Here is a 13041-nt window from a genome sequence, read left to right on the forward strand (position 1 = left end):
AACAGTGCTTGATTTAATTGAGTGGACTATGAGCGATCGCCCTCTAAAATTACTGTTAATTGACCAAGACCCGATTTTTCGTCTGGGATTACGGGTAGCTCTAGAAGGAATTCCTAACTTAGAAGTAGTAGGAATTGTAGAAACTGATACCGCTGCCTTGCAGATTTTAGCAGAAATTGCCCAAGAAGACCCTAAACAGGTAAATTTGCTGGTTTTGGAATTTGGTAATGGTCGTTCCATCACTAGCCAGCAGCTAGGTTTACAATTCTGTCGCCAACTCCAAGCCTTATATCCCAACCTGCCAATCTTCCTCCTTAGTAATGTTCAAGAACAAGGATTGCTACTAGCTGCCAAATCTATTGGTGTAAATGGCTACTGCCCAAAAGGTACACCACTTCCTGAATTAGTCACCGCCATGCAAGAAGTTGCAGATGGTGGTGACTATTGGTTTCAAGACACAGAGACAATCACAACAGACGCGATTAATCGCATCTCTACCCCTCATTCTTGTACAGACGTGATTAATCGTGTCTCTCCACTCCCCTTTTTTAAACTAAGAAATAATTTACGTTTGTCAGGAATTGCTTACATTGAAGCAACTCTAACCGCAGTAACAGTAAAATTACAAGTTCCCGGATTACCAGTACTAGATCGAGCAATTCTTGCTGGACGGCAACGAGAACTGCTAGCAGCTGATTGGTTGCTAAATCGATTGTTGGTTTCATCACAAGAAAAGCAACAGGAAGATATTCCCATTGCTGATGAGCTACCTCTGACTGCTTTATTGAGTAGTGCAATTCAGCAAAGACAAACTGTGTCATCTCCCTTACTTAGTCCGGGAACACTACAATCTGTATTATTTGCATCTTGCATTACTAAACTTCAGTTCTCTTTACGAAATGTCACAGATGTGCCTTTAGAAATTGACATCTTTCGTGAAGATAAAAAACGAGAATTACTTTATTTGATTCTGCAAAAATTAGCTCAACAGTTAGATGAACTACGGGCTTCTCAAATCGATACAAATCAATTAAATGAGTTAAAGAATACCTTGATACGTGATTTATGGCAAGTAGCAATCACAGATTTTTTTGGTAAATTTTCTCGAATAAAAATTGGTGATAAGAATATAGAAACTGTTAATTTATTGATGCGAAATTCAGAAATTGTCCGAATGGATATTCTTAATAGAATACCTCTAGTTATTGACTTGTATTCTTATCTTTTATTTCAAACAGAATTGTATATTGATAATGGCTATTATCCAGCAGTGAGTGATGAGGCAAAATCTCAAGCATTGATGATTTTAGAGAACTTGTTGATTCAAATAGCCAATGGGGTAGCACAACCTTTGTTAAACTCTTTAGCAGATGTAGAAGCAATTAAACAAAATTTATATGACCGCCAATTTATTTCTACAAGAGAGATAGAAAGATTTAGAAATGATTTGTCGTGGAAGTATCGGTTAAAAAATTATGTAAATGAGCCAAAAGCTATTTTTGAGAGTCGTTACGATCTATTTGTAATTGCGCCTCGTGGTATTGCCAAGACTTCAGTTTATGCTCCTCGAAATGAGGAATTAGTCAAACTCTCGAATATTCCATTAGTGGTGACATTGCTTTTAGAATTTAGTGATGCGATCGCACCGCGTTTAAAATCGCTATTAGCTTTTGTAGGTAGCGGTATAGTCTTTATCCTCACCCAAGTAATAGGTCGGGGCTTAGGTTTAATCGGTCGTGGTATTCTTCAAGGTATTGGTAGCGTCTCGTTTTTAGAAAAGAATCTGAGACGAAATAGCGATCGCCCCAAATGAGGATGAGGGATATGAGGGAGACACGGGAGAAATAATTAATACCCAATTCCCAATTTATTATGACAAACAATAATTTTATCGGGCTGCTAATTTCTTATCTTTATGCTACAAGTCTGCTTGTCATTGCCGAGGGACTGCGTAAGTTATTTGGTGTAAAACCAGATTTGACTCGCAAGGTAATTCATATCGGTGCAGGGATGTGGGTTTTTGGCATCCTGTTGCTGTTTAAGCATTGGGAAATTGGAATTATCCCTTTTGCGACTTTTATCGGACTCAACTACCTGTTATACCGCTACCGTATCATCGGCGCAATGGATACTCAGGATAGTTCACCTGGTACAGTTTATTTTGCTATCTCAGTAACACTGCTTTTCGGGTTACTTTGGCGACCAGAAGGGCCTGTAGATAATGCCCCAATCGCCGTAGCTGCGGTAATGGCGATGACTTGGGGTGATGCATTAGCAGCATTAATTGGCAGACGCTTCGGACAGCATAAATACCAAGTGGGAAATTCTGTTCGTTCCTGGGAGGGTTCAACAGCAATGTTTATAGCGAGTACAGTAGTGATTTTCTTAGTGCTGTTACTGCTACCTGGTTCTTTACTTAGTCCCCTCGCAACGCCTTTAAGTTTAGGATGGGCTTTATTAACAGCAGTAGTAACTGCTACTTTCGCAACCTTCGCAGAGGCAGTTTCACCCCACGGCACAGATAACCTCAGTGTGCCTCTGGTAACTGCGGGAGTTATATGGGTTGTGATGCAGATATTTTAACCAAAACAGAAATAGGACTTACGCACTTTCAAGGTGATTCGTAAAATCTCTGTTTTTCTCTCTGCGCTCTCTGTGCCTCTGCGGTTTAAAAGTAATTTATTTAACCATAGAGACGCAGAGAACACAGAGTTAAGAGATTAAAGAGGAATTTTTTGAGCAAAATTTTTACTCACCTTGAAAGGGCTAGTCCTAGATTTTTCTCTCGCCTAAATTAAAATTTATAATTTCTTAATAATTTATTTTTAATTCACTAAAGAGGGTGACTAATATTATCTTTTGTTAAAATTGAATTATTGCTACAAATGCAAGAATCTATTTAAGTAGAGGTCTAATCAATTACTATATAAATCCGGCAGCATTTACTTAGTCGTTATTTTAAAACCGTGCAAATTCATCCTCACTCCGAATCTAATCAGAGTCATAATCGCCGTGAACAGGGTTTGCAAAAATTGCTTGCTCGCCTTGTGAAAACAATGCAGCGCGATGAGCTAGTTAGGCAAACAACCAATCAACTCAGAGAATTGCTTCAGGTTGATCGGGTGGTCTTGTATTATTTTTACGGGCAGTGGCAAGGTCAAGTGACTTTTGAATCTTTGAGTTCTCCAGAATTCTCAATACTGGGTTCCACTGGCCCAGATAATTGTTTTAACGATCAGTATGCTGCTTTATACTTGGCAGGACGAGTAAAGGCGATCGCTGATATTGAATTAGAGCCAATCGAGCCTTGTCACCGAGATTTTCTTAGCAATATGCAGGTTCGTGCCAACCTAGTTGTACCAATTTTGATTCCGAGAGGATTATGGGGATTGCTAGCAGCACATCACTGTCAAGGGCCTCATTATTGGTCGCCATCAGATATAGAAATGATGCAAGCAGGGGCACGAACTCTAGCAACAGCCCCTTACATACTAGAAAGTTAAAAGGGCGGTTAGAAACCGCGTCTACACGATACTTTACCCAGGGCTTTCATCCCAACGATCCTACACAACCACCGTCCTTAATTCAGATATCATTTATCACACCTGATGTTGGTAGTGCTTACATGAGAGCGATCGGGGCAGGTGCAAAAGTATTAGATGCTCCGAAAGCCCACCCTGGAGGACAAACAATTGCTCGTGTCCGCGATCTTAATGGCGTGTTGGTGTCTTTGGTGAGTGGCTAAGTAACAAATTGCCTTAGAGGTTGTTTGAAAAGTCCTCTTTTTGGTAGCAAAACGTTCCAGATCCCCCTAAATTCCCCGATAAATTGGGGGACTTTGACTCCGGTTCCCCCCTTTTTAAGGGGGGTTAGGGGGGATCTAAAAGTGCCTAAAGTCACAGCGAAATACTTGTTTATTCAACCTCTTAGACGCGATTGATTGGGTTGGCGATCGCTTGGACAAAAATCAATACTAATTTTCTTAGAGAGTAAAGCTTTTCCTCAAAAATTAATGTATAGAAGTTGACATACAAACCTTGTCTAAGTTAGCTTCTGGTTAATTAAATGCTTTATACAGCAGCTACTGAACAATTATTAGTTAGTTGCTAATACAGAAAGGAAATTAGGTAAAAAATATGTCCAGTGGATTTGCCGCCCCCATTACAATTAAAGATGCTATTGACCGCATCGTTGATCGAACTTATTTGCTTCCAGCGATTCAAAGAAAATTCGTTTGGAGTAGCGAAAAAATAGAAGTGCTTTTTGACAGCATAATGAGGGGCTATCCAATCAACTCATTTATGTTTTGGGAAGTGAAAGAAAGTAAAATCAAAAACGAATTCAGATTTTACCAGTTTCTAACTGAATATCGTCATTTTTTTAAAGAAGATAATCCTGATATTGATACGAAAGGTTATAAAGACTTTTATGCAGTTATTGATGGACAACAACGACTGACAAGTATTTATATTGGACTTAAAGGATCTTACGCTTATAAGTTACCCAGAAAGTTTTGGAGAGATACAGAAGATGCTATGCCAACAAGACATCTGTATTTAAACCTTTCTGAGGCTTTGCCAGAAGAAAATGAAAGACAAATGATGTATAATTTCCAGTTTTTAACCAAATATGAATATGATAAAAAATCATCTGACAAAAATTCAACATGGTATCGTGTAAACGATATTTTAAGATTTAAAAGTAAAGATGAACTTGATAATTTTATTGATAGTAAAGGCTGGCTAAAAAGAGATTTTACAAAACAGACTATAAGAAAACTTTACGAAGTAATTTTCAATGAGCGATTGATAAATTACTACCTTGAAACAACTCAAGAAATAGATACCGTATTAGATATTTTTATTCGGACTAATAGCGGTGGCGAACCTCTAAGCTTTTCTGATTTGCTTATGTCAATTACAACTGCAAATTGGGAATTGAATGCAAGAAAGGAAATAACTGATGTTGTACATCAGGTTTTTGGAATTTCCAGTCCGGGGTTTTTAATTAGCAAAGATTTTGTTTTAAAAACTTGCTTAGTTCTATTCAATGATAATATTAAATTTCAAATCAAAAATTTTGATCGAAGTAGCGTTACTATATTTCAAGAGAATTGGGACAGAATTAAGAAAAGTATAATTGAAAGCTTTATATTGCTTTCAAACTTAGGTTTCAATAATCAAAATTTAACAGCAAAAAATGCTGTTATCCCAATTATATACTATATATATTATAGAAAAATAGAAACCGATATTAATCACACTACTAAACACAATTTGGACAAAGAACTAATCAAAAAGTGGCTTTGTTTGTCGTTATTAAAAGGTGTTTTTAGTGGACAATCAGACACAGTGCTTTCAAGTTTACGTAAAGTCATTAAATCAGAATTAGCTGACACATCAAAGGAACTATGTTTCCCGCTTGAAAAAATTAAAAATGATTTTAAAGCTGATCCAGCAAAAAATATCTCGCTTGACGACGAATTAATTGAAGCATTATTAGTAACCCAAAAAGATGCTCCTGACTGTTTTGCTATCTTATCATTATTTTATTCTCACTTAAACTTCGCTGGTTCTAAATATCACAAAGACCATATGCATCCTGCAAGTTATTTTAAAGGCATACAACGAAAAGACTTTCAGACAGATGAGGATTTTGGTTTTTATTCAGACCCTTGCAACTGGAACGGAATAGCCAATCTTCAACTTCTTAACGAATGGGAAAATACATCGAAAGGTGCAACTCCCCTTAAGGACTGGGTAACTGAAAAATGTATTAACAAAGCAGAAAAACTCATACCTGATGAAAGCCTTGACATATCAGACTTCAAAATATTTATAGCAAAGCGAAAGGAATTGTTAAAAACCCGACTAAAAAATATGGTGATATGATTCAGGGCTGTTACAAAATACGTTCTAACACAACGCCAGTTGCTACAACGTAGGGAACCTCCGCAACGTATTGGCTCCCCTACAATATCTAATTTTGTTCAAAAATCAAATATGATTCCTATGGTATTATAATTAAAATTATTTTTCTTCAATTTTGCGTGTGACAGAGTTGGGGGAGACATACAAAACTCTTGCTGAATCCCCCCGTACTACAATTTGTTGCAATTTGTATAAACTATTTACATAATGCAATCTTCCTACGCATGAAATATAGGTAGACTTGCTGCATAAATCCTTTATTTACCTCCGATAAGTTAACACAGGTTCCCATCAGAGATACCTGATTTCATACTTCCATTCTGGAATAGCCAATAGGCTCTAACATCAATAGGACTTTAATCATGACACAACAAATAATTCGTGAAGCACCTGCTCCTTATCCGTTAGAAGGTCAACAGACAAACGAATTCTTCCACATCCCTGCGCCTAATGAGCCTATTCTCAATGTCAATAACATTCAAGGCAACATTCTAGGCGGATTCAATAAAGATTATCAAGCGCTTTTGTTCCTTGAAATTGAAAATCAAAAAGCCTTTAAAGAGTGGCTGAAGTCACAGATTGATTTCATTGCCACCGCTTCAGAAGTGATTGCCTTCAACCGCCTATTCAAATCCAGCAGACAGCGACGAGGTCGCGAAGGCGCTGTTAAGGCAACCTGGGTTAATATAGCTTTCTCCTTTGAAGGACTGAAAAAATTAACAAATGACGCTGACTCATTTACAGATACATCCTTTAAAGCTGGGCTAGCAGCAAAGGCTGCTGAACTTAACGATCCGGTAGACAACAATGGTAAGCCTATTGGCTGGGTTGTAGGTGGGCCAGATAATGGTAAAACTGATGTAATTTTCATCATTGCTAGCGACGATCGCGCAGATTTACTAGAAGAAGTTTCGCGGATCTTGGAAAGCGTTGTGACATTTACAGACGGAAAAGGCAACGCAAAAAGTAGCGGAGCCAGAATTACCTTCCTTGAAGAGGGAGCCAATTTGCCTCAACCACTATCTGGACACGAGCATTTCGGCAACCTAGACGGAATATCACAACCTGGCATTCGTGGCAGGGTTTCTGATAATCCTAAAGAACTTCTCACCCCCAGACAAAACCCAGAGAACCCAAACCAGGGCAAACCCGGACAGGATCTTCTGTGGCCAGGAGAGTTTGTTTTTGGCTATGAGGGGCAAAACGATAAAGCTCATAAGTTGGAAGATAGCAAAGGTCAGGTTGTTTCGGCGGGACTACACTGGGCAAATGATGGCTCTTACCTTGTATTCCGCCGATTGCGTCAAGATGTGTTTAAGTTCCACCAGTTTTTAAACTATACTGCTGCTGACCTGAATGCTGACCCCAGAAAGGTAAGTGCAAAATTAATCGGTCGCTGGCCTAGTGGCGCTCCCACTGTCCGCACGCCGGAAGAAGATGCCCCAAGTTTGGGTAATGATGACAATGGCAACAATAATTTTGAATTTAACGGGGATGATGCACCAGAGGGAAAATTCTTTAAAAATGATGTAGTTCCACCTTCTGATGATGCAACGGGTTTGCGCTGCCCGTTTATTGCCCATACCCGCAAGACTTATCCACGCAACGACAAAACACCAGGAGGTGGAGGCCCAGGGCCCGAAGAGATTGACCTCAGTGAAGTGACCACTCAAACACACCGTTTGCTTCGTCGCGGCATTCCTTATGGCCCTGTGTCTCCTTCAACGCCGAACAATCCGCAACCAGATCCGAATTTTGTCGATCGCGGTTTACACTTTTTGGCTTATCAGACTTCAATTGTTGACCAGTTTGAGTTTGTAACCAAGTTTTGGGTTAATAATGCAAACTTCAGTGAGGAGGCTGCTACCGGGCACGAGTTTGAAGGTAAATTAACTCTAGGTCACGATCCAATTATTGGTCAAAGTGAAAATAACAAACCAGGTAGCGATCGCACACGCAAATTCTTTATCCATCTTGAGGATAAGGAAGATCAACCTCAAACTAAGGAGTTAACTGCACCTGAAGACTGGGTAATTCCTACTGGTGGCGGCTACTTCTTTGCACCGTCGATTTCTGCTTTGAAGGATGTACTGACTAACTAAAGGATTTTGTGGGGTTTCATTGATAGCGATCGCATCGAATGGCAAACTTCTCAATTTTTGTCTGTCAATGAATGCCAGCGCGAATCAAGCAGCGATCGATATTATGGGGTTTGTAGACTCTTAGGAAAATTATGAATTATGAATTTTGCTTTGCATTATTCATAATTCATTTATTTTGTCAATACCCTAATCTCAAACCTCAAATTTTTTTATGGATTCAAATCCAGCATTGTGTGCAGCGATCGCAAATCATATTACTACCAGTTCCCAGCAGCGAATTACTTTTGCTGAATTCATGGATATGGTACTATACCACCCCGAATACGGCTACTATTCCAGCGATGCACTCAAAATTGGCTTTAAAGGTGGTGATTTTTTTACCTCTCCTAACCTCTGTGCGGACTTTGGCGAGTTACTAGCAGAACAATTTTTCCAAATGTGGGAAATTTTAGGGAAACCCATACCCTTTTCTCTGGTAGAAATGGGAGCAGGTCAAGGGCTGCTAGCATTGCATATCCTCAAATATCATCAACAGCACTACCCAGATTTTTTTACTGCGCTAGAATACATCATTGTTGAAAAGTCCCCAACTTTAAGAAAAGAACAGCAGCAACGCTTACAAGATTTTCCGGTGCGTTGGTGCAATTTAGAAGAAATACCAGCAAATGCGATCGTCGGCTGCTTTTTTTCTAACGAGTTAGTCGATGCATTCCCTGTTCATCAATTCATCCTAGAGACAGGAGAACTCCGAGAAATTTATGTGACAACGCCACAAAACCTAACCCCCCTAAAAGGTAAAAGCAAATCTTCCTCCCCTCCCTTCATAGGGGAGAGGTCAAATTTTGCATTTGTAGAAGTTACGGGAGAACCTTCAACCCCCAAACTGGCTGAATATTTAGACTTAGTGGAAATGGACTTTAGCCAAAGTGCATATCCAGATGGCTACCGTAGTGAAATTAATTTAGCTGCTCTAGACTGGTTGAGTATAGTAGCAGACCGCTTGCAGCGAGGCTATGTGTTAACAATTGATTATGGCTACCCTGCCACTCGTTACTATAATCCCAGGCGATCGCAAGGAACGTTACAGTGCTATTATCAGCATCGTTTCCATGACAACCCTTATATTAATATTGGGCGACAAGATATCACTGCCCATGTTGACTTTACGGCTTTGGAACGTTGGGGCAAACGCTGTAATTTAGACAAAGTTGGTTTTATCCAGCAGGGATTATTTTTGATGGCGTTGGGGTTAGGCGAACGGATTGCAGCCCTTTCCGATCGAGAGCAACCTCTCTCAGAGTTACTACAACGCCGAGAAGCATTACACCAGCTGATAGATCCTACCGGATTGGGCAGCTTTGGAGTCCTACTTCAAAGTAAAGGTCTGGACAAGACAGAAATTTCTCAACCACTTAAAGGATTTACCCTGCCAGAGTAAACATCAATTTAAAAAGTTAAAACTCTATTTAAGAATGCACTATCAGTCTTATTTAGACTAGCATAACAGTGATTACTGTAAAGTTAAACACACTGCCAAAGTAATAATTATGTCTACTCATGACCTGCTAATGCTAGTAACCTTACTTACTCCTGGTATTTTACTCTCAGTGATAATTATGGCGACTTTTGCGGCTGGTGGCTAATCACCAAATACGGTGTTATCAGTGTTCAGAAATAACTGTTCACTGATAAGCGATCTTAAAATCAAACAATGAAAACGCGATGTCTACGACAGGCTACGCCTACGCTGTACCAAAGGAATATGAAAAATGAAGGTGGCATTTCTGGGAACTGGACTGATGGGACTACCAATGGCTCAAAGGTTATTAGCCGCAGATATACAGCTAGTTGCCTACAATCGCACCCCAGAAAAATTAGCACCACTACAAGCAGCTGGGGCTGAAATTGCTACACATCCCCGCCACGCCATTCGTGCTGCTGAGTGCGTAATCCTCATGCTCACTAATGCCTCAGCCATTTATAATGTGTTGCTTTCAGATACCGCTTGGCAAACTCTAGAAGGGCGCACAATCGTTCAAATGGGAACAATTACGCCCACAGAAAGCCAGGAAATTAGGGATGCAGTTGTTGCAGGAGGTGGTGAGTATTTAGAAGCACCTGTATTAGGGAGTATCCCGGAAGCAAAAGCTGGCAAGTTGACTGTTATGGTAGGGGCAGAGCCAGAACAATATCAGCGCCATTTAAAGTTACTCCAACATTTTGGGACAGAACCCTTACTTATAGGCCCAGTAGGAACTGCGGCGGCGCTCAAATTGGCATTAAACCAACTAATAGCTTCCCTAACAACTAGCTTTGCTCTAAGTCTAGCTTTTGTCCAGCGTCAGGGTGTTGATGTGGATGTATTTATGCAAATCTTGCGCGAAAGCCCACTCTACGCACCTACTTTTGACAAAAAGTTACAACGAATGTTGGATGGCAATTATGCCGATCCCAATTTCCCCACAAAACACTTGCTTAAAGATACAGAATTGTTTATCTCGGAAGCGAAATCTCGGAGTTTGGATCTTAGTAGTATTAAAGGTGTACGGCAAATCTTGCAAACAGCCGTGAAAATGTCATTTGCTGATGATGATTACTCATCACTATTTTCTGTAATTAAAGAATGGGGGGAATAAATTTTTGCAGGGGCAATTAATGAATTGCCCCTGAGCGCGTGTCGTTTTGCGTAATATTCAGGTTCGGTTAAAACTTACTCCTTAATTTTTAATTTCTAATTTTTAATTCCCCAAAGGGGTTGCCCCAAATTAATTAAAAAAAGGTCAAGTCACTGCCTTGTGGGGGTTCCCCCAGTTGTGGTAAGTGGCATGGGAAACCCGCTCATACGACTGGCTCCCCTAGGGATCTTTTCAAAAATCAAACCGGGTTCCTATATTACTGCCCATTAGTAGTTGATTGAGGAAATGGTAGAGGTTCAGTTTGGGGCTGAGGTTGAGGTTTGGGATTCAGAAAATCCTGCCAAGTCTTAATTTGGTCTTGTGCCGCACTGTAAGCAGCACTACCGCGGGGAATGGATTTGGCAATATCGATTCCTCTGGCAATATCAGACTGACCTTGAGTGCGGGCTATTTCTAACAATTGCTGACTCCATTGGTCAATAGCCAGATTTGCATCCATCCGTAAGATGCTATTGTTTGAAACCTTATCAGCCAGTCGTATTGCTTCAACCAAGGCTTCTGGTGTGCCAGTGGCTCCAACTTCCTGGGCTTTTTTCCAATTTTCTTTGGTGCGGATTTGCCCTTCCCAGTCATTTATAGCAGCTTGTGCTTCCCCAGAAAGCGCTCTTCCTGACGAGGCAATTTGTTGAGCTGCATTAATGGCGGCAGTTAAATTTCCACTTTGAGCCAGTTCTTGTGCTTGATCTAAGTAGGGTTGGTCTTGAATTCGCTGAATCTTTCCTATCCAAGTGCGAATTCTTTTTTGTGCTTCTGGATATAATGCACGACCTCGACGAATTTCGCTAGCCTGGTTAATCGCAGCTTGCAAGGAATTAATATCCTCGAATACCCCTATCTGTTCGGCACGATCTAAGTAAGGTTGGTCTTCAATTGTCTCCACTTGGGCTTGCCAGCGATTGATTTCTTGTCTTGCTTCTGTGGCACGGGGATTACTAGCAGGAATGAGTTCTACTTGGGCGATCGCAGCTGTTAAATTAGGGACTGTTCCCTGGCTAGCCAACATTCTTGCTTTTTCTAGATTGGCAACATCTTCAATTTCCAGCTGCCAACGAGCAATGAGTTGCTGGGCTTCGTTATACACTGGTCTGGAAGGATCGATTTGTTGTGCTTGAGCGATCGCAGCCTCTAAACCAGAGACATTGCCAATCCAGGCACTCCTTTTCGCGTCGGCAATGGCGATAAAGTCATCTGTTTCGCCTTGTAGTTTCGTACTCTCTGGAATTTGCCTAGCAATATTCAGGGCTTCATCAGCATCCCGCTTGTCTAGTTTTTCCTGTGCCAAGTCCAGCATTTTGCGCCCAAATGCCGGAATCGCTTCCTGAGCTTTTTGGTAAAGGTAACTTTCCTGCCCAATGGACTCAGCTAGCCTGATAGCTTCTAATAAATTATCGACTACTTTGCTGGAAGCTAAACTTTCAGCTTTTCCTAACTTATCGCCATCTTCCCGTGCTGTGGCAATTATCCGATTCAATTGATCGTATTTAGTACCCGCCCAATATTGATTGTTTACGCGCAGCATTTTGGCGGATAACATGAATGCCGATTGCCAGCGCCGTTCCTTGACTTCTGCGATCGCACTATTATATGTTGTTTCTGCCTTTGACCAAATTGTTTGCCATTTGTCAACTTGTTCATCGACTAATTTATAAGCTGCCACATCTTCGGGTATTTTTTTTGCTGTGGCGATCGCTTCTTCTAAATTCCCTGTTTGGAAACTTTGATCTGCTAGCTTCAAAATATCCCGCGACCATTCTTCAATGAAACGATCGATTTCTCCATGCAACGGGTGATTTTGTGGTAGTTGCTTCACCAGAGCGATCGCTTGCAATAGGTCGTTTACTGTTTGCTTAGAAGCCGCCAACTGAGCGCAATGTAGCCGTACAGAAGCACTAGCTAGGGGCCAGAAAATCGAGGGGCAATTAGGGGCAGCTGGCAATTTTAGCAGCATTGCCATTGCTAAGAATCCCACACTGCCCGGAATCAACATTAGTAGTACTAGCCATAATGTCCAGCTTTTCATCCAGCGGGGCCATTTCCCAGAGGTACTACTGAGTTTGGCAGTTTCTTCTGAATTACTATTTATAGGTAATCCTTCCCTATGGTTTTTTTTTCGCCGCTTCACTGACTTGGAGTTAGAACCAGTAGCTGGGACATCAAATGGTTGAGTTTCACCGAATTGTTCTGTTCGGGATAATCTTTTGTTTTGATCTGGCTCTCTTTCACTGGCTGAAGACCAACTGTCTGGAATATCCCGCTCTGTCATCTCTCACACCAAAATAATTGAATAGCGCTCTGTTTTAGGTCGATAATTCC

General features: G+C 40.7%; 9 protein-coding genes. 8 read left to right on the forward strand and 1 reads right to left on the reverse strand.

Annotation, left to right across the window (positions count from 1 at the left end):
- Window positions 1–28 precede the first annotated feature (28 nt).
- The 8 genes from GTQ43_RS16510 to GTQ43_RS16540 all read left to right on the forward strand — a co-directional run bounded on the left by GTQ43_RS16510 (window position 29) and on the right by GTQ43_RS16540 (window position 10668).
- The gene (locus GTQ43_RS16510; RefSeq protein ID WP_265276472.1) at window positions 29–1813 is read left to right on the forward strand and encodes a DUF3685 domain-containing protein; all 1785 of its coding nucleotides are present in this window, start codon (window positions 29–31) and stop codon (window positions 1811–1813) included.
- Window positions 1814–1872: 59 nt separating this feature from the next.
- A complete protein-coding gene (locus tag GTQ43_RS16515; protein ID WP_265273828.1) occupies window positions 1873–2583 on the forward strand; it encodes a diacylglycerol/polyprenol kinase family protein in 711 nt (236 codons plus the stop codon).
- 383 nt (window positions 2584–2966) lie between these two features.
- Window positions 2967–3503: a GAF domain-containing protein gene (locus tag GTQ43_RS16520; RefSeq protein WP_265273829.1), complete on the forward strand. Its 537-nt coding sequence runs from the start codon at window positions 2967–2969 to the stop codon at window positions 3501–3503.
- Between the two features lie 122 nt (window positions 3504–3625).
- Window positions 3626–3745, forward strand: coding sequence for a VOC family protein (locus tag GTQ43_RS41755; protein ID WP_414859118.1), 120 nt, complete (start codon window positions 3626–3628; stop codon window positions 3743–3745).
- Between the two features lie 391 nt (window positions 3746–4136).
- Window positions 4137–5891: a DUF262 domain-containing protein gene (locus tag GTQ43_RS16525; RefSeq protein ID WP_265273830.1), complete on the forward strand. Its 1755-nt coding sequence runs from the start codon at window positions 4137–4139 to the stop codon at window positions 5889–5891.
- A gap of 401 nt (window positions 5892–6292) precedes the next feature.
- Window positions 6293–8032, forward strand: coding sequence for a Dyp-type peroxidase (locus GTQ43_RS16530; RefSeq protein ID WP_265273831.1), 1740 nt, complete (start codon window positions 6293–6295; stop codon window positions 8030–8032).
- A gap of 211 nt (window positions 8033–8243) precedes the next feature.
- Complete coding sequence (locus GTQ43_RS16535; RefSeq protein ID WP_265273832.1) at window positions 8244–9470, forward strand: class I SAM-dependent methyltransferase; 1227 nt, start codon at window positions 8244–8246, stop codon at window positions 9468–9470.
- A gap of 331 nt (window positions 9471–9801) precedes the next feature.
- The gene (locus GTQ43_RS16540) at window positions 9802–10668 is read left to right on the forward strand and encodes an NAD(P)-dependent oxidoreductase (protein ID WP_265273833.1); all 867 of its coding nucleotides are present in this window, start codon (window positions 9802–9804) and stop codon (window positions 10666–10668) included.
- Between the two features lie 256 nt (window positions 10669–10924).
- Here GTQ43_RS16540 and GTQ43_RS16545 read toward each other — a convergent pair whose 3' ends face one another.
- Window positions 10925–12991, reverse strand: a complete 2067-nt coding sequence (locus GTQ43_RS16545; RefSeq protein ID WP_265273834.1) for a chromosome segregation ATPase — start codon at window positions 12989–12991, stop codon at window positions 10925–10927.
- Between the last annotated feature and the right edge of the window lie 50 nt (window positions 12992–13041).

The sequence above is a fragment of the Nostoc sp. KVJ3 genome (assembly GCF_026127265.1).
GTDB lineage: Bacteria > Cyanobacteriota > Cyanobacteriia > Cyanobacteriales > Nostocaceae > Nostoc.

Excerpts from the sequence above, each read along its gene's own strand:
- GTQ43_RS16510 (WP_265276472.1), top strand. The coding sequence starts at position 29 with ATGAGCGATCGCCCTCTAAAATTACTGTTAATTGACCAAGACCCGATT.
- GTQ43_RS16525 (WP_265273830.1), top strand. The coding sequence starts at position 4,137 with ATGTCCAGTGGATTTGCCGCCCCCATTACAATTAAAGATGCTATTGAC.
- GTQ43_RS16540 (WP_265273833.1), top strand. The coding sequence starts at position 9,802 with ATGAAGGTGGCATTTCTGGGAACTGGACTGATGGGACTACCAATGGCT.
- GTQ43_RS16515 (WP_265273828.1), top strand. The coding sequence starts at position 1,873 with ATGACAAACAATAATTTTATCGGGCTGCTAATTTCTTATCTTTATGCT.
- GTQ43_RS16535 (WP_265273832.1), top strand. The coding sequence starts at position 8,244 with ATGGATTCAAATCCAGCATTGTGTGCAGCGATCGCAAATCATATTACT.
- GTQ43_RS16545 (WP_265273834.1), bottom strand. The coding sequence starts at position 12,991 with ATGACAGAGCGGGATATTCCAGACAGTTGGTCTTCAGCCAGTGAAAGA.
- GTQ43_RS16530 (WP_265273831.1), top strand. The coding sequence starts at position 6,293 with ATGACACAACAAATAATTCGTGAAGCACCTGCTCCTTATCCGTTAGAA.
- GTQ43_RS41755 (WP_414859118.1), top strand. The coding sequence starts at position 3,626 with ATGAGAGCGATCGGGGCAGGTGCAAAAGTATTAGATGCTCCGAAAGCC.